At 40.6% G+C, this 17,329-nt stretch carries 14 protein-coding genes; 12 read left to right on the top strand and 2 right to left on the bottom strand.

Annotation, left to right across the window (positions count from 1 at the left end; genetic code table 11):
• The first annotated feature begins 42 nt into the window (after positions 1 to 42).
• Together EFD62_RS11730 and EFD62_RS11725 are read left to right on the top strand one after the other, a co-directional pair.
• Positions 43 to 1,068: a protein arginine kinase gene (locus EFD62_RS11730; protein WP_069194839.1), complete on the top strand. Its 1,026-nt coding sequence runs from the start codon at positions 43 to 45 to the stop codon at positions 1,066 to 1,068.
• Positions 1,069 to 1,117: 49 nt separating this feature from the next.
• Positions 1,118 to 3,574, top strand: a complete 2,457-nt coding sequence (locus tag EFD62_RS11725) for an ATP-dependent Clp protease ATP-binding subunit (protein ID WP_069194838.1) — start codon at positions 1,118 to 1,120, stop codon at positions 3,572 to 3,574.
• Positions 3,575 to 3,628: 54 nt separating this feature from the next.
• On the opposite strand, the gene EFD62_RS11720 is transcribed toward EFD62_RS11725, so the two are convergent.
• A complete protein-coding gene (locus EFD62_RS11720; protein ID WP_069194837.1) occupies positions 3,629 to 4,885 on the bottom strand; it encodes a glycosyltransferase family 2 protein in 1,257 nt (418 codons plus the stop codon).
• Between the two features lie 303 nt (positions 4,886 to 5,188).
• Here EFD62_RS11720 and EFD62_RS11715 point away from each other — a divergent pair, with 303 nt between their 5' ends.
• The 3 genes from EFD62_RS11715 to disA are packed head-to-tail and all read left to right on the top strand — an operon-like array spanning position 5,189 to position 9,668.
• Positions 5,189 to 7,123 carry a glycoside hydrolase family 15 protein gene (locus tag EFD62_RS11715; protein ID WP_069194836.1) on the top strand — a complete coding sequence of 645 codons (1,935 nt, stop codon included), beginning with the start codon at positions 5,189 to 5,191 and terminating at the stop codon, positions 7,121 to 7,123.
• Positions 7,124 to 7,162: 39 nt separating this feature from the next.
• Positions 7,163 to 8,527, top strand: a complete 1,365-nt coding sequence (radA, locus tag EFD62_RS11710; protein WP_069194835.1) for a DNA repair protein RadA — start codon at positions 7,163 to 7,165, stop codon at positions 8,525 to 8,527.
• A gap of 58 nt (positions 8,528 to 8,585) precedes the next feature.
• The gene (disA, locus tag EFD62_RS11705) at positions 8,586 to 9,668 is read left to right on the top strand and encodes a DNA integrity scanning diadenylate cyclase DisA (RefSeq protein ID WP_128706176.1); all 1,083 of its coding nucleotides are present in this window, start codon (positions 8,586 to 8,588) and stop codon (positions 9,666 to 9,668) included.
• A 63-nt stretch (positions 9,669 to 9,731) separates the two neighbouring features.
• Here disA and EFD62_RS11700 read toward each other — a convergent pair whose 3' ends face one another.
• The gene (locus tag EFD62_RS11700; protein ID WP_069194833.1) at positions 9,732 to 10,127 is read right to left on the bottom strand and encodes a nucleoside triphosphate pyrophosphohydrolase family protein; all 396 of its coding nucleotides are present in this window, start codon (positions 10,125 to 10,127) and stop codon (positions 9,732 to 9,734) included.
• Between the two features lie 390 nt (positions 10,128 to 10,517).
• On the opposite strand from EFD62_RS11700, the gene rplM reads away from it, so the two are divergent.
• The 7 genes from rplM to EFD62_RS11665 all read left to right on the top strand — a co-directional run bounded on the left by rplM (position 10,518) and on the right by EFD62_RS11665 (position 17,254).
• The gene (rplM, locus tag EFD62_RS11695; protein WP_069194832.1) at positions 10,518 to 10,952 is read left to right on the top strand and encodes a 50S ribosomal protein L13; all 435 of its coding nucleotides are present in this window, start codon (positions 10,518 to 10,520) and stop codon (positions 10,950 to 10,952) included.
• Positions 10,953 to 10,976: 24 nt separating this feature from the next.
• Positions 10,977 to 11,369 carry a 30S ribosomal protein S9 gene (rpsI, locus tag EFD62_RS11690; RefSeq protein WP_069194831.1) on the top strand — a complete coding sequence of 131 codons (393 nt, stop codon included), beginning with the start codon at positions 10,977 to 10,979 and terminating at the stop codon, positions 11,367 to 11,369.
• Positions 11,370 to 11,717: 348 nt separating this feature from the next.
• Entirely contained in the window at positions 11,718 to 12,920 is a 1,203-nt protein-coding gene (locus tag EFD62_RS11685) for an amidohydrolase (protein WP_069194830.1), read from the top strand.
• Positions 12,907 to 13,392 carry a tRNA (adenosine(37)-N6)-threonylcarbamoyltransferase complex ATPase subunit type 1 TsaE gene (tsaE, locus tag EFD62_RS11680; protein ID WP_069194829.1) on the top strand — a complete coding sequence of 162 codons (486 nt, stop codon included), beginning with the start codon at positions 12,907 to 12,909 and terminating at the stop codon, positions 13,390 to 13,392. Before EFD62_RS11685 ends, tsaE begins: the two co-directional genes overlap by 14 nt.
• On the top strand, positions 13,389 to 14,099 hold the full coding sequence (tsaB, locus tag EFD62_RS11675) for a tRNA (adenosine(37)-N6)-threonylcarbamoyltransferase complex dimerization subunit type 1 TsaB (protein WP_128706175.1): 711 nt from the start codon (positions 13,389 to 13,391) through the stop codon (positions 14,097 to 14,099). Before tsaE ends, tsaB begins: the two co-directional genes overlap by 4 nt.
• 11 nt (positions 14,100 to 14,110) lie before the next feature.
• A complete protein-coding gene (gene rimI / locus EFD62_RS11670; RefSeq protein ID WP_069194827.1) occupies positions 14,111 to 14,566 on the top strand; it encodes a ribosomal protein S18-alanine N-acetyltransferase in 456 nt (151 codons plus the stop codon).
• A gap of 267 nt (positions 14,567 to 14,833) precedes the next feature.
• Positions 14,834 to 17,254: a Lon protease family protein gene (locus tag EFD62_RS11665; RefSeq protein ID WP_069194826.1), complete on the top strand. Its 2,421-nt coding sequence runs from the start codon at positions 14,834 to 14,836 to the stop codon at positions 17,252 to 17,254.
• Positions 17,255 to 17,329: the final 75 nt, after the last annotated feature.

Genomic DNA, 17,329 nt, shown 5'->3' with positions numbered 1-17,329 from the left:
CAGGGCAATGTATGGGTTTTGCAGGAGCAGGAGGTGTATTTGATGAATGAGTGGTACATGCAAGAAGGTCCCGAATCTGATGTGGTAATGAGTACAAGAGTGCGCATAGCAAGAAACTTTAACGGAATTCCTTTCCCATCTAAAATGAAAAAAGAAGATGGGCAATTGATAATAAAGAGGGTCAAGGAGGCAGTCTTTGGTAGAAGCAGTGCCATTGGGGAGAACTTTAAATTTATCAATATTCAGGAATTGTCCCCGATCAAAAGGCAGGTGCTGGTGGAAAAACACCTTATAAGCCCCAATTTGGCTGAAAGCCGTATTGAAAGCGGAGCAATAATCAGTGGGGAAGAAAATATAAGCATAATGATTAATGAAGAGGACCATCTAAGGATACAATGCTTGTCTGCAGGATTGCAGCTTAATGATACGTGGAATCTCTGCAACAAAATAGACAATCTATTGGAGGAAAGTATTGATTATGCTTTCGACGAAAAATTCGGCTATCTCACGTGTTGCCCCACAAACTTGGGCACCGGGATAAGGACTTCGGTAATGCTACATCTTCCCGCCCTTACTATGACGGGATATATAAAAGGTATTCTTGAGATATGTTCAAAGCTTGGTATTGCGGTAAGAGGACTCTATGGTGAAAATTCTGAAGCTGCAGGTAATATGTACCAGGTATCCAATCAGGTGACTCTTGGACTGACTGAGGAAGAGATAATTTCCAATATCAACAACATCGCAAAGCAGATAATTGATCAGGAAAGGACTATTAGGAAGCAGCTCTACACGCAGAATTCCTTCCGGTTTGAAGATAGAATTTTCCGCTCTTTAGGTCTTTTGTCCAATGCGAGGATAATTACCTCGGAAGAGGGTTTAAAATTATTGTCCGATGTTAGATTGGGAGTTGACATGGGAATAATTACTGATATAGATATTAAGAAACTTAATGAGATACTGCTTTTGGTACAGCCGGCAAGCCTGCAGGAGAGTGTGGGAGGGCCGCTCAATCCGGAGGAAAGGGATATAAAGAGGGCTGAAACCATAAGAAGCAAACTAAAGTAGAAGGCAATCAGTAAGATAAACATATATAGAAGTGAAGGAGGATTGTACCATGTACGGACGTTTTACGGAAAAAGCACAAAAAGCAATAAATATTTCTCAGGACATAGCAATAGAATTAGGCCATAACTATGTTGGAACAGAGCATCTTCTTCTAGGACTGGTGAAGGAAGGAAGCGGAGTTGCTGCACGGGTTTTGCAAAGTCAAGGTATTACCGAAGATAAGGTTATAAAGGAGATTGAAGAACTTATCGGACGCGGCGAAGTAATGGGTCAGCCCTTGGATTTTACCCCAAGAACCAAAAGAGTTCTTGAGCTTAGCTACAGAGAAGCACGGAGAATGGGTCACAACTATATCGGAACAGAGCACCTCCTTCTGGGAATAATGAAAGAAGGAGAAAGTGTTGCTGTAAGGATTTTGAAAGATTTGGGAGTCGAGCATCAAAAGCTTATTCAGGAAATAGTAAGTATGCTCAGTGAGGAAGCACCGAATTCTGCTGGTGTCCCCAAGACCAACGCATCATATTCAAACACGCCAACCTTAAATCAATTCGGAAGGGACTTGACCGAGATGGCCAGGGAGGCAAAGTTTGACCCGGTAATAGGCCGTGATAAGGAAATTGAAAGGGTTATACAGATTTTGAGCAGGAGAACAAAGAACAATCCCTGCCTTATAGGTGAGCCGGGAGTTGGTAAGACCGCTATTGCAGAAGGACTTGCCCAAAAGATAGTCGAGGGAAATATTCCGGAGATATTGAAGGATAAAAGAGTTGTGACTCTTGATTTGTCCTCCATGGTCGCCGGCGCAAAATATAGAGGTGAATTTGAAGAAAGGCTTAAAAAAGCCCTTGATGAAATTAGAAAAGTAGGAAATGTAATTTTGTTCATCGATGAAATGCATACAATTATAGGTGCCGGTGCAGCTGAGGGGGCAATTGATGCTTCCAATATATTAAAGCCTTCCTTGGCAAGAGGGGAGATTCAGGTTATTGGTGCTACCACTCTTGATGAGTACAGGAAACATATTGAAAAGGATGCTGCTTTAGAGAGAAGATTCCAGCCGATTACCGTTGGAGAGCCAACAAAGGAAGAGGCTATTGAAATATTGAAGGGCTTAAGAGATAAGTACGAGGCACATCATAGTGTAAAAATCACTGACGAGGCTCTGATAGCGGCAGTAAAAATGTCCGACAGATATATTACGGACCGGTTCTTGCCGGATAAAGCCATTGATCTTATCGATGAGGCGGCATCAAGGGTGAGGTTGAAATCCTTCACTGCACCACCTGACTTAAAGCATCTCGAGGAAAAAGTGGAAAGACTCAGAAAAGAGAAGGAAGATGCAATAGTATGTCAGGAATTTGAAAAGGCTGCCGGGATAAGAGATGAAGAGCAGAGATTAAAAAATGAGTTGGAGAAGGCAAAGGATAATTGGCGTCAAAAGAATCAGACCACTACAGATACGGTCAACGAGGATGATATTGCAGGCATAGTGGCTGACTGGACGGGTATTCCGGTAAAAAGACTTGCCGAGGAAGAAACTGAAAGACTTATGAAGATGGAAGATATCCTTCATAACAGGGTAATAGGACAGGATGAGGCTGTAAAGGCAATAGCTAAAGCCATTAGAAGAGGAAGAGTGGGACTTAAAGACCCGAAGAGACCGGTGGGATCCTTTATTTTCCTAGGTCCTACAGGAGTGGGAAAAACTGAGCTAAGCAAAGCTTTGGCAGAGGCATTGTTTGGTGAAGAGAATGCAATGATCAGAATAGATATGTCGGAGTATATGGAAAAACACAGTGTTTCAAGGCTTGTAGGTTCACCGCCGGGATATGTAGGTTATGAAGAAGGAGGACAGCTTACTGAAAAAGTAAGAAGGAAACCTTATTCGGTACTGCTATTTGATGAAATTGAAAAGGCTCATCCGGATATATTCAATATTCTGCTTCAAATCCTTGAAGACGGAAGGTTGACGGATTCTCAGGGTAGGGTGGTAGACTTTAGAAATACGGTAATTATCATGACATCCAACATAGGTGCCCGACTCATAACGGAACCGAAGCATCTGGGATTTGCACCTATTAGTGAAGACAAAAAGAAAGACTATAACGATATGAAAAACAACGTTATGGGTGAGCTTAAAAAGAGCTTCAGGCCCGAATTCTTAAATAGGATAGATGAGATAATTGTGTTCCATCCTCTAGAAGAGGAACACCTAAAGCAGATAGTAGGACTTATGATAGACAACCTTGCAAACAGGCTTAAGCAGAATTCGATTACAATTGAGGTATCTGAAGATGCAAAAGTTCTTCTGGCAAAGAAAGGATTCGATCAGGTTTACGGAGCAAGGCCGTTAAGGAGGGCCATACAGAGTATGGTTGAGGATAAACTGGCCGAGGAAATGCTGGAAGGCAGAGTAAAAGCAGGAGATAAGGTGTTTGTCGAGAGCAGAGAAGGTGAACTGGTATTTGTTCACAATAAAAGCGAGATTGCTATGGACAGAAGCTAAGGAGGAAAAAGAGTCAGAGGGAATGGTTCCTTTTGGCTCTTTTTTTAGCCTCATTTAAGCCTTTTCCAGGTCAGATATGCTTATTTTTCTTGAATGCTGCGTGTGACTCCAATCCTTGTTGTTTTTACTCATAAATCCTTGGATAGTAATTGGTATCCATGTAATGCAGTAAAAAGGGTAAATCAAAAAGCCATAAAGCACCTTGAGGTTGAATTTTCTTTCTGAAAGGACAACCAGAGGGCCGTAGAGAAACTGCAAAGTTACAAATACATACCAGACTACTGTAGGAAAAACATATCTCATATTATAAAAAGGGGATTCGGGAAAAACAGTTTGAATCCACATCATTATTGTTATTAATCCTATAAAAACCAGCCTTATGGGCTGAAATAAGTAAACTGCACAGTCGAAGGCTATTAAATCTCCTTCCCTGAAAGCTTTCCGAAACAACGGACCTAAAAAGCGGCTCGCACAGTCTGCATGACCCTGCATCCATCTTTTGCGTTGATTCCATGATTGCTTTAATGTAATGGGCTTTTCGTCATAAACTACTGCATTATGAGACCATGCAACCTTGTAATTGCTAAGGGCAAGCTTCATTGTAAACTCCAAATCCTCTGTAAGGCATGTTGCCCCCCAGCCTATTTCCTTCAGAACATCCACATCAATACAAAAGCCTGTGCCGCAAAGACCGCAGCTTAGGCCCATATAGTATCTGGGAAGCTGAAATATCCTGTTTGAGAGCCAGAACGCTATGGAGTATGACAGTGTAATCCATGAATCAAAGGGGTTTTTGCTGTCAATATACCCTTGGACAACCTTGTGACCTCTACACAACTGCCTGTTCATTTCCAAAAGATAGTTGGAGGAAACAAGGTTGTCGGCATCGAAGACACTTATTGCATCATATTTTCCTTCCATACTGAATATTTTTGCAAACATCCATTCAAGGGCATGACCCTTTCCCCGGGCGGAGTTATTGTTCCTCCTATATACAATGGCTCCATGCTCCGCTGCTATTTCGGCGGTTTTGTCCGTACAGTTATCGGCAATGACAAATACGTCAAAAAGATTGCTTGGGTAGTTTTGTCTAAAAAGGCTATCAACTATATGTGCAATTACTGTTTCTTCATTGTGGGCAGCAACAATCAAAGCAAACTTTTTTTGAGGAACGTATTCTTTAGGGCTGTCTTCTTTGCGCTTTCGCCAGCCAAAGATCGATATTCCGAAAAAATAGCATCCTGCAATAAATATTATCACCTGCATAATTTGTGTCGTGCCGTATATAACACTGTTTAAATGTGATAACATCTGATTCCTCCAAATAAATTTATTAAATGTGATTGTTTCGAGGTACTAAATATCCTTATTTATTTTGTACTTAATAAGGAAAAATATTTATGATAAATAAATATTAAAATATGTTATAATTAAATATATACAACACGATATATATTTGACAGGCTAAATAGTTTTATCAAAAATTCCAGTTCTGGATAATTTTAGCACGATCCTTGTGCGAATTACTAGCCGTTTCAGATGATGAAATAAGGCTTGTAGTATTTATTAGTGTCCAAATTAAGTAAAGTGACTTAAAATTACGGGGGTTAGTTCATGACGAAAACATACTTTAATGATGCTATTATTGGAAATTCCAGTATGCTTGTGTGCCTGACACGAAATGGTGAGCTGACAAGACTATTCTGGCCTCATATTGATTATCCGCAGCATTTTGATAAGATGGCTACGGGAATATTTTATACAGGCCATAAAAACAGCACTTCGTGGTTTTATGAAGACAACTGGCACCACAGTCAGTATTATGTAGAAGATACCAATATTTTAAAGACGGTATGTGAGGATAATGGCAAAGGACTTCGAGTGGAACAGACAGATTTTGTTCTAAAAGACAAAGATGTAATGGTGAGACGGTATATAATTGAAAACATTGGGGCAAATGAAGTGGATCTGGGCTTTGTTCAATATTCTTCAACAGTCTCTACAACTCCTGAACTAAGAAGCACTTTGTTTGATTTCAATGTAGATGCACTGATTCATTACAGGCATAATTACTATATTTCCATCTCATCCGACAGCGAAGTTCTGCAGTTTCAATTAGGGAATAATGCTTTTGACAGTGCCAGATACACGGAGCTTAATGGATATGACTGTATAGGTATGATGAAGGATGGCGCCATGTCCTTTAATATTGGAAAGATTGCGCCGGGGGATAAAAAATCCTTTAACCTATACATCTGTGCCTCCCATACCTTAAAAGGGGTTAAGCAACTGGTTAGATTGTGCAGGCAGATGAATGTTGATGAGGAGTATGAAAAGACCCGAAAGTATTGGGTGGACTTTTTGAAAAATTCAAGATCCCTTTCAACGGGAGATAAGAATATTGATGACCTGTATAAAAGGTCTATTCTGGTATTCAAGCTTATGGCCGATGAACAGACGGGAGGATTGTTGGCCTCTGCTGAAATAGATGAAGGGTTTACAAGGTGTGGGCGTTATGCATACTGTTGGGGAAGAGACGCAGCGTTTATTACCAGTGCATTGGATGCCGCAGGCCTTACCGAAGCAGTGGACCAGTTTTATCGATGGGCTGTAATGACTCAAGATGATGACGGGTCGTGGCAGCAAAGGTACCACATGGATGGAAACCTTGCGCCCTCATGGGGATTGCAGGTAGATGAGACCGGTACTCTGATATGGGGTATGTTGAAGCACTATGAGGTCACAGGGAATATTGATTTTCTTAAGAGCATGTGGGATAGCATAAAAAAAGGTGTGGAGTTTTTAACCCGATTTATAGACAACGACACGGGATTGCCTGCTCCTAGCTATGATTTGTGGGAGGAAAGGGTAGGAGAGCACACTTATTCAAGTGCTGCAGTATACGGTGGTATTAAAGCCGGGGCCGAAGCGGCGAGGATTCTCGGTGCTTCCCGCGAAATCGTTGAAAAGTGGGAAAAGGCAGCTTCGGATATGAAGGCCTCCATAGAGAAAAATCTTTGGAGGGATGAGGCGGGCCGATTTATTAGAAGTGTGCGCACCAAGCTCAATCCATGGGGAAGTGAGCATTCGCCGTACACGACGATAATCAAAGTAAATGAAAAAGGGTATTTCAGGGATGTGACTTTGGAGGATTGGACCATTGATGTAAGTCTTCTCGGAGTCTCCATTCCTTTTGGTGTCTTTGATATAAAGGATGAGAGGGTCAGAAAAACAGTGGAGGCCATTGAAAGGGCTCTAACTTCTCACCCTGTTGGCGGAATAAAAAGATATGAAAACGATAATTATATTGGAGGAAATCCATGGGTGTTGGCGACTTTATGGGTGGCTCTGTATTATATCGAGACTAAGGAGTATGACAAAGCGAAGGATTACTTTAAGTGGGCTGCAAAGTCCTGTACTGCTCTAGGTCTATTGCCGGAACAGGTGAGTAAGGATAATGGTGAGCCCTGTTGGGTAATACCTCTTACATGGTCCCATGCCATGTATGTATTGGTGCTCTCAGGACTTAAAGAGGCGGGAGCTTTATAAATAATGAAAATAAGATTGTTTTAGTGATTGGAGAAACAGATGCCGAAGCAAAAATCGTTTTATGTATGCCAAGAGTGCGGCTACGAGAGTATAGGCTGGATGGGAAAATGCCCTTCCTGCAATCAGTGGAATACATTTGTCGAGGAAATACAGGAATCTAAGGGTAAGGGCAGGGGAGGAACTGCTCTTACCAATGTGAAGCCGGTTAATATAAATGAAATACAAACGGATAACGAAGAACGTTATCTGACAGGTATGAAGGAAATGGACCGGGTGCTCGGAGGTGGAATTGTAAAGGGCTCCCTTATTCTTGTGGGAGGAGATCCGGGTATAGGAAAATCCACTCTTTTGCTGCAGATATGCGATAAGGTGAAGATAAATACCAAAGTTTTGTATATTTCCGGTGAGGAATCTATTAAGCAAATTAAGATACGAGCCGATAGATTGAATGTGAGAAATTCAAACCTATTAATGTTATCTGAGACAAATTTTAAAGTAATACAGGCCCTTAGCGAAAGTGAACGGCCGGATCTTATTATTGTGGACTCAATACAAACGATGTTTAATGACGATTTGCCCGCAGCTCCGGGAAGCGTAAGCCAAGTAAGGGAGATTACGTCTGGACTTATGAGGATTGCAAAAACGCTGAACATAGCAATAATAATTGTAGGCCATGTAACCAAAGAAGGGTCTATTGCGGGGCCGAGGGTATTGGAACACATGGTGGACACTGTATTGTACTTTGAGGGCGAGAGACATTTGAGCTATAGGATTTTGAGGGCAGTAAAGAACCGTTTTGGCTCCACAAACGAAATAGGCATATTTGAGATGCGGGATGTGGGGCTTGTAGAAATAGACAATCCATCAGCAATGCTGCTGTCGGAAAGAACTGAGAGCGTTCCGGGATCTGTGACGGTGTCAAGTCTCGAAGGCACAAGGCCTATGATGATTGAGATTCAGGCGCTGGTTTGTCCCACAAGCTTCGGGATGCCCAGGAGAATGGCAACAGGACTGGATTATAACAGGATTACACTGCTGATGGCCGTTTTGGAAAAGAGAGTAGGTATGCAGCTTCACAATTTTGATGCATATGTAAATGTAGTGGGAGGGCTGAGGATTGATGAGCCTGCGTGTGATCTTGGCGTAATAGCTGCCATAGCCTCAAGTTTTAGAAACATACCGGTGGATATGAACACCGTCATAATAGGTGAAGTCGGTCTGACTGGTGAAGTAAGGGCTGTAAGCCAGATAGACAAAAGAATTAACGAAGCTATGAGAATAGGTTTTAAAAGCTGTGTTATTCCAACCGGAAATATGAAGGTTATAAAGCAGATGAAAGAGATTAATAATATAAATGTAAAGTATGTGGAGAATGTACAGGAAGCATTGAATATACTTCTATAAGCAAATTTATATTTTGGCAAATAAATCTGTTTGAAATAATATAGTTATTGGAGGACCTATGACTGGCCTGGATGGAAAAAAGGATGAAGTAATCATTGATGTATTGAGAATGCTGGCTCCGGGAACTTCGTTAAGGGAAGGCTTGGATAATATTTTATTGGCCCGGACGGGTGCCCTTATTGTAATTGGCGATTCTGAGAAGGTTCTAAGTCTGGTTGACGGTGGATTCCACATCAACAAGGAGTATACCCCTGCCCATATTTATGAGCTGGCTAAAATGGATGGGGCTATAGTTCTCAGCAAGGATCTCAAAAAAATATTGTATGCCAATGCATTGCTTGTTCCCGATACATCGATACCTACAGGAGAGACCGGTACAAGGCACAAAACAGCTGACAGGGTTGCAAAGCAGACGGGAGAATTGGTGGTGAGTGTATCCCAGAGAAGAAATATTATCACCATTTATATGGGGTCAAGGAAGTACATATTAAGAGAGACCCCTGTCATCCTTGCGGAAGCCAATCAAGCACTCCAAACCCTTGAAAAATACAAGTCCGTATTGCTTGAGGCTATAAATAACTTAAGCGTGCTGGAAATTGAAGATATCGTGACATTGGATGATGTGGGATTTGTATTGCAGCGTACAGAAATGCTGATGAGAGTTGCTGCGGAGATTGAAAGGTACATAAGTGAGCTGGGTTATGAAGGTAGGCTTATTAGTATGCAGTTGGATGAGCTTCTAGCAAATGTTGATACTGATGAGCTTTTTATAATTGAAGACTATGCGATACGCACAGACCTTCGTTCCGATGAGATCTTGGAAAAGCTGAGGCAGCTGTCCTATGATGAGCTTATGAATCTGGTTAATATTTGCAACACTCTCGGTTACAGCTCAAATGCGGATGCCTTCGAGATGGTTATAAGTCCAAAGGGATATCGGCTCCTCAGTAGAATTCCCAGAGTTCCTGTAAGTATAATAAGGAAATTGGTGGATAAGTTTTCAAACTTGCAGGGAATTTTAAACGCTTCCATTGAAGACCTTGATGATGTAGAAGGAATAGGGGAAGTAAGGGCAAGGCTTATCTGGGATGGACTAAGAAGAGTCCAAGAGCAAATCTTTTTGGATTCCAGGAGGTTATAGATAATTAGCAAATACAGATTAAAAGAGCCAATACTTCTTTTTTAGTAATGGCTCTTATTTTACTTATCTCAGATTGTATTTTCCAAGCATCTTAATTCTATCAAGTTCCTTTATAATAATGTCATAAAGATTGAGATCAAGAGTATTACATATTGAAGCAAGGTAAAACATGTTCCTACCAATATCCTTTTCAATGAGGTCCCTGCAGTTTTCACAGAGCTCTCCTTCGATATGGGTTTTCATTAATTTTTGGACTTCATCAAAATCCGCACCCGCAGGGTAATTCTGCTTTTCGGCATTGATTTTGGCGCATCCGCACTGAGTGACAGCCTTCACTATTCCACGATTTACCCTGCCGTTTGAGTCTTGGAATTTTGTAATTAAATCCAAAATACTCTTATTTCTTACAAGAAGCTCTCCGACTGTAAACTGAAACTCATCTACCATTATGTCCTTCAATATGCTCACTCCTTAGGTGTATTGATAAAACACAGAAATTTAACAGGCAACTACATAGTAAATAACAGATTTTTTAAGAACTATAATTGATTACTTCATTATCATTATAATTCTTTGATGGACTCTTTGTCAATTAAAATCGGGATGGATAAACCTGCCATGAGAATAAAAAATGAAATGGCGATGGATTATATAAGAGTATGGAGTAATTTATGGTCAAAAATGAGAGGAAACAAAAGATAAATTAAAATTTTAATAAAATGTACTTGACACGTCTTTATACCTGTATTACAATATTGGAGTGTTAAAAACTTGGTTCACTTTAAATTGAACTAAAGAGTTTATTTCTATAAATCAAATTTGTTTTCGATTAAGGAGGTAAAAGGTTCCATGAAGACTTTTATGGCGAAGCCCCATGAAGTTCAGAGAAAATGGTATGTGGTTGACGCAGAAGGAAAACCATTGGGAAGACTGGCTAGTGAAGTGGCAAAAATTTTGAGAGGGAAACATAAACCCGAGTATACTCCACATGTTGATACAGGTGACTTTGTAATAGTACTGAATGCCGATAAGGTTGTACTTACAGGTAAGAAAATGGATCAAAAGCTTTACAGGCACCATTCACTGCATCCGGGAGGATTAAAGGAAATAAAGTACAAGCATTTTATGGCTCAAAAACCTGAAAAAGCAGTAGAAATTGCTGTAAAGGGTATGCTTCCTAAGAATAGCCTCGGCAGGGCAATGTTTAAGAAGCTCAAGGTATACAGAGGAACTGAGCATCAGCATGAAGCTCAAAAACCAGAAAAATTGGAAATCAATATATAATGGGGAAGGGAGGAGTAATTACTTATGGCTAAGGTACAATATTACGGTACAGGAAGAAGAAAGAAATCCGTTGCGAGAGTTAGACTTGTTCCAGGAGATGGAAAAGTTGTTATAAATGACAGAGAACTTGACGAATATTTTGGACTTGAAACATTAAAGACTATTGTTAAGCAGCCACTAGTGCTGACTGATACATTAAGCAAATTTGATGTCCTCTGCAAAGTTGCAGGAGGAGGTTATACAGGTCAGGCCGGTGCTATCAGACACGGTATCTCAAGAGCACTCTTGAAGGCTGATGAAGAATTGAGACCTGCTCTTAAAAAGGCAGGATTCCTCACAAGGGACCCAAGAATGAAGGAAAGAAAGAAATACGGTCTCAAGAAAGCAAGAAGAGCACCACAGTTCTCAAAAAGGTAATTGGTATATGTTTCCGGAAGAAAGAGCTACAGAAATGTGGCTCTTTTATTTATCCTCTTGGAGTGAAATGAAAGAGGCAAAAGCGAAGGGACTCGATGTCACAAGCTTTTAATGAAAGAACGCAAACTTACATTTGTAGGATGAAACGCTATTATATGAATTGGATTAAAAAATGATAAAGCCTGCTTTACTTATATGCTGACCAATCTATCAAAAGCACCCCTCTTAGGTCCCATCTTACACTATTGTAATTACAGCAACAATATAATAAAATAAAATATGCTTAAAAAATGAACTATAAGTAACTCAATATGCAGTTTATATAAACAATAACTTTTGGAGGTCAAAATGCTACTAATAAAAAACGGTAGAATTCTAACTATGGCCGGCATAAATTATGAAAACGGATATATTCTTATTGATGCGGGGAAAATAGTTGAAGTGGGAGAATATCCTGCGGCGTTAAATCAGGAAATTTTGCATTCTGATGATTTAGAAATTATTGATGCAAATAATAAATATATACTTCCGGGACTTATCGATGCCCACTGTCATGTGGGAATGTGGGAGGATTCGGTGGGGTTTGAAGGTGATGACGGCAATGAAATGACGGATCCTGTTACTCCTCATCTCAGGGCGATAGATGCGGTGTATTACTTGGATCGTGCATTTGCTGATGCTCGTGAAAATGGAGTCACCACTGTGGTCACCGGACCGGGAAGTGCCAATGTTATAGGCGGACAGTTTGTTGCCTTGAAAACCTACGGAAGACGGATAGAGGAAATGGTGGTAAAAGAACCTGTAGCCCTAAAGGCAGCCTTTGGGGAAAACCCCAAGACGGTATATAATGAAAGAAAAATGGCACCTACGACCCGTATGGCTACGGCGGCCATTCTCAGGGAAAGCCTGATGAAAGCCTTGGAATACAAGGAAATGCTGGATAAATACAATAGTGATCCGGAAGAAAACGACAAGCCGGAATATGATATGAAAATGGAAGCTCTGTTAAAGGTTTTAAATAAGGAAATTCCGATAAAAGCCCATGCCCACAGGGCAGATGATATTCTTACAGCTGTTAGAATCGCAAAGGAATTTGGATTGAGACTTACAATAGAGCATTGCACAGAGGGTCATCTAATTAAGGATATTCTTGTAGAGGAAGGGGTTTCGGCAATTGTAGGCCCATCCCTCACAGACAGGTCAAAGGTGGAGCTTCGGAATCTTAGTTTGAAGACACCGGGGATTTTGTCAAAGGCGGGAGTAAAAGTGGCAATAATGACAGACCATCCCTGTACACCAATTCAGTATTTGATTTTGTGTGCGGCTATGGCAGTGAGAGAGGGTATGGATGAAATGGAGGCCCTAAAGGCAATTACCATAAATGCTGCCGAGCTGACAGGTATAGATGACAGGGTTGGAAGTATAGAAGTAGGGAAGGATGCGGACATTGCTATCTATGACGGTCATCCCTTTGATATAAAGTCAAAAGTTTCTACAACCATTATTAATGGTAGAGTCATTTACGAAAGGAATAAAGATGAAAGAGATTAAAACCTATTCACAGGAAGATACAGTTGAATTTGGAAAGAAGCTTGGAATGCTCCTTAAACAGGGCGATATTGTCTGCATAAACGGAGATCTTGGGACGGGGAAGACGGTGCTGACCAACGGCATTGCATGGGCTTTGGGAATTAATGAATATATAACAAGTCCGACCTTTACCATAGTTAATGAGTACGAGAGGGAAAACATATCCCTTTACCACTTTGATGTTTATAGGATTTCTGACCCGGAGGAGATGTATGAAATTGGATTTGAAGAATATCTCTACAATGGCGGAGTAGTGGTAATTGAGTGGGCAGACCTCATAAAAGACATTCTGCCCCAGGACAATATATGGATTACGATAGAGAAGGACATGAAAAACGGAGTAGATGCCAGGATAATCCGCGTGGAATTCAACGGTGAAAGGTACCGGGAATATGAAGAAAAGCTTGGGTCAGGAGATGATAAAAAGCGATGAAGATATTGGCTTTAGATACATCGGCACTAGTTGCTGCCGTTGCAGTGATGGAGGATGACAGGCTTCTTGGAGAATATATGTTAAATCACAGGAAGACCCATTCGCAGCAACTGATTGCAATGATTAAGGAAGTTCTTGGTTCTTTGGAGCTGGCGCCGAAAGATATAGATGTTTTCGCAGCTTCTACAGGTCCGGGATCTTTTACGGGGCTCAGAATTGGGGTTACTACTATAAAGGCTATGGCCTATGCGACAGGGAAGCCTGTTGTAAGTGTGCCAACATTGGATGCCATAGCATATAATATTCCAATGAACAGCTTTGCGATATGCCCTGTTATGGATGCCAGAAACAACCAGGTGTATACCGCGTTGTACGATTGGAACGAAAATGCACAGAAGAGGATTACAGAGTATATGGGAATACCGGTGTCCGAATTGGTAGAGCTTATAAAAGGCATGGGGAAAAAGGTTATTTTTGCCGGGGATGCTGCAAAGATGCATGAGGAATATTTTAAAAAGGAGCTTGGAGATGACTGCATGATTGCTCCGGGGAACCTTCTTCTTCAGAGGGCGTCGTCAGTTGCTCATATTGCTTATTTGAAAGCGGTGGACAATGAAGTGGAGAGCAGTTTTGATATGGTTCCTTTCTATCTTAGAAAGTCCCAGGCAGAAAGAGAATACGAAAAAAAGCTTTGTAAAGGTTGTTAGGGTGGGAAGCAATGGGTTTGGATGATGTTGAAGTATCATATATGACACCTGAAGACATTGAGGATGTCTTTATTGTAGAAAAATTGAGCTTTACAATTCCATGGTCAAAAAATGCACTTATTGAGGAAGTCCTAAATAACAAATTAGCCATATATGTAACGGCAAAAATAAACGGAAAGGCCATTGGCTATGGTGGGATGTGGGAAATTTGCGATGAGGGGCATATTACCAACATAGCGGTGCATCCTGAGTTCAGACAGCATGGAGTGGGCAGTAGACTGGTAAAGAAACTGGTGAGTATTGCAAAAGAACGAGGGATTAAAAAAATGACCCTGGAGGTTAGAAAAAGCAATGCAGCAGCCCAAGCATTGTATATAAAATACGGCTTTAAGGAGCAAGGCTGTCGTAAAGGTTATTACTCGGATAATGGAGAAGACGCAATAATAATGTGGAAAGACAATGTTTAGTTTTAGGTTGATCTACATTATGCAAATCAAATTAAAATTATAAAATAAAAAGGATTTTATCATTCCATAATAGAATATAATGCCTTAAGGATAATACTGTGAAAATCAGTTTTAGTTTTGTACGAAATCAAAATGAAAGTAACGACGGTCTAGGATACAGATATCCGTCGTTTCAAAACCAATTTCCAAGATATGTTTGCTTTGAATAATCAAATGAAAGTCTTACCGTATAGTCTTCAAAATAGCTGGTTTAAAGGGGGAAAGTATATGCCGCAAATTAGTGGATTACCTGTCAGTATGCTAAGAAAGGAATGCGACCCGAATTCCTTTGAGTTCAATGATACTTCAGAGTTGGAATCCCTTGAAGGAATTATTGGTCAAGAACGTGCTGTGCGCGCGATGACATTTGGACTTAAAATCAATACCCGCGGTTACAATATTTTTATGAGTGGTATGACCGGAACCGGGAAAACTAGTTATGCTCTGAATTATATTAGGAAAATAGCGAAAAATTGCAAGACACCGGATGACTGGTGCTATGTACATAATTTTGAGAATCCGAATCAACCTAAAGCAATAAATCTGCCTGCAGGGCTTGGCAGAGTATTCAAGAAGGATATGGAGGATTTTATCAAGGTACTTCAGCTTGAAATTAGCCGGGCTTTTGACAGTGAGGACTATGAAAGAGAAAAGGCATCCATTGCAAATGAGTATCAGGAGAAAAAATCTGCACTTTTGGATGAATTGAATCAGGATGCCGAAAAACAAGGATTTAAGGTTAAGACAACGAATGCAGGAATATACTTTCTACCGGTAATTGAAGGCAGGACAATAACCGAGGAAGAATATGGAGAGCTGGATGAAAAAATTAAGCATGAAATAACGGAAAGATCAAATATAGTTCAACTTGAGACATTGGAAATAATAAGAAAGATAAAAAATGTTGAGAAGGAAGCGGAAGAAAGGGTTGCTGAATGGGAAAATAAAATTGCATTATTTGCAGTGGGAATGCAGATAAATGACATGAAAGAAAAGTATAAGGACTATAAAGAAGTGGTCAAATATTTAGAACAGCTTCAGGAAGACATCCTTAAAAATCTTGATGACTTTCGAGAGGAAGAGTATTCTGAAGAACAGCAGCTCATTTTACCTTGGATTAAAAGCAATGAAGGGGTGCCTACGGACAAATATAAAGTAAATCTGCTTGTGGATAATTCAGGGCTAGAAGGGGCTCCGGTTATAGTAGATTTCAATCCAACCTATTACAACCTTCTGGGAAAATTGGAGTATGAAAATGAGTTTGGAACTATGACAACTGACTTTACAATGATAAAGGGAGGATTGTTTCATCAAGCAAATGGAGGTTATCTGATACTCCAGGCAAAAGATGTGCTCAGCAATGTTCAATCTTGGGAAGCGTTAAAGAGAGCTCTAAAGACACGCCAGATAGCCATTGAGAATATGAAGGAGCAGATGGGACTTGTTTCAGTATCGGCATTAAAACCCGAACCCATACCTTTGCAAATAAAGGTAATACTGGTGGGAAGCGAATACCTGCATCAGGCACTTTATGAGTATGACGAGGACTTTAAAAAGCTCTTTAAAATAAAAGTGGATTTTGATGAGGAGATGGACAGAAGCCAAGATAATACCTTGAAATTGGCGCAGTTCATAAGCTCATTTTGCAGAAGAGAGAACGCCCCTCATTTTGATAGGACCGGAGTAGCAAAGGTGGTTGAGTACAGCTCACGCCTGGTTGATGATCAGAACAAACTCTCCACCAGGTTCAACGACATTGTTGAGATACTTTGTGAGTCGGCAGCATGGGCCGAAATTGAGGGAAGCAGTCTGGTTAAGGCAGAGCATGTAAAAAAAGCCGTTCAGGAGAAGATATACAGATCAAACAAGTATGACAACAAGCTTTTGGAGCTTTTGAAGGACGGTACCATAATTTTGGATACCGAAGGCGAGGTCATCGGTCAAATAAACGGCCTTACGGTGCTTGATATGGGAGACTATTGCTTTGGAAAGCCCACAAGGATAACTGCAAATACCTTTATGGGTGAAAAGGGAATAGTAAACATCGAAAGAGAAATCGAAATGAGCGGAACATCACATACAAAGGGTGTTTTGATATTGAGTGGATATATAGGCCAGAAGTATGCTCAGGATATCCCGCTATCCCTTACTGCAAGTTTGTGTTTTGAACAGCTGTATAACGGAGTCGATGGCGATAGTGCCTCCAGTGCGGAGCTCTATGCGGTTTTGTCAAGTCTGGCGGAAGTTCCCATCAAACAGAGTATTGCGGTAACGGGCTCAGTTAATCAGAAAGGGGAAATTCAGCCTATTGGCGGGGTTAATGAGAAGATAGAAGGATTCTTCGGGCTCTGCAAGGAGCGTGGACTTACCGGCAAACATGGGGTTATTATTCCTTGTCAAAACGTCAGGAATCTGGCTTTGAACGATGAAGTTATTGAGGCGGTTAAAGAAGGCAAGTTTAATATATATGCGGTAAAAACCATAGATGAAGGAATTGAAATACTGACAGGAAAAAGCGCAGGAGAAAAGAAGGAAGACGGCACTTATCCTGAGGGAACAATAAACTATTTTGTATATGAGAAGCTAAAAAAATATGCAAAGACTGTTGCCGGATTCGGCAAGGAAGAAAAGGATTCAAATAAGGATTGAGGTGACTTAAGCCAGCCTATCGTCATTTATTTGAGTATAGAAAATACCGATACCGGAAATCGGGGTCAGAGTATA

Source organism: Acetivibrio mesophilus (assembly GCF_004102745.1).
Classification (GTDB): domain Bacteria; phylum Bacillota; class Clostridia; order Acetivibrionales; family Acetivibrionaceae; genus Hungateiclostridium; species Hungateiclostridium mesophilum.
The sequence above is the reverse complement of the archived record's forward strand: the minus strand, read 5'-3'. Positions and strand labels throughout refer to the sequence as shown.

Excerpts from the sequence above, each read along its gene's own strand:
- EFD62_RS11730 (WP_069194839.1), top strand. The coding sequence starts at position 43 with ATGAATGAGTGGTACATGCAAGAAGGTCCCGAATCTGATGTGGTAATG.
- EFD62_RS11725 (WP_069194838.1), top strand. The coding sequence starts at position 1,118 with ATGTACGGACGTTTTACGGAAAAAGCACAAAAAGCAATAAATATTTCT.
- EFD62_RS11720 (WP_069194837.1), bottom strand. The coding sequence starts at position 4,885 with ATGTTATCACATTTAAACAGTGTTATATACGGCACGACACAAATTATG.
- EFD62_RS11715 (WP_069194836.1), top strand. The coding sequence starts at position 5,189 with ATGACGAAAACATACTTTAATGATGCTATTATTGGAAATTCCAGTATG.
- radA (WP_069194835.1), top strand. The coding sequence starts at position 7,163 with ATGCCGAAGCAAAAATCGTTTTATGTATGCCAAGAGTGCGGCTACGAG.
- disA (WP_128706176.1), top strand. The coding sequence starts at position 8,586 with ATGACTGGCCTGGATGGAAAAAAGGATGAAGTAATCATTGATGTATTG.
- rplM (WP_069194832.1), top strand. The coding sequence starts at position 10,518 with ATGAAGACTTTTATGGCGAAGCCCCATGAAGTTCAGAGAAAATGGTAT.
- rpsI (WP_069194831.1), top strand. The coding sequence starts at position 10,977 with ATGGCTAAGGTACAATATTACGGTACAGGAAGAAGAAAGAAATCCGTT.
- EFD62_RS11685 (WP_069194830.1), top strand. The coding sequence starts at position 11,718 with ATGCTACTAATAAAAAACGGTAGAATTCTAACTATGGCCGGCATAAAT.
- tsaE (WP_069194829.1), top strand. The coding sequence starts at position 12,907 with ATGAAAGAGATTAAAACCTATTCACAGGAAGATACAGTTGAATTTGGA.
- tsaB (WP_128706175.1), top strand. The coding sequence starts at position 13,389 with ATGAAGATATTGGCTTTAGATACATCGGCACTAGTTGCTGCCGTTGCA.
- rimI (WP_069194827.1), top strand. The coding sequence starts at position 14,111 with ATGGGTTTGGATGATGTTGAAGTATCATATATGACACCTGAAGACATT.
- EFD62_RS11665 (WP_069194826.1), top strand. The coding sequence starts at position 14,834 with ATGCCGCAAATTAGTGGATTACCTGTCAGTATGCTAAGAAAGGAATGC.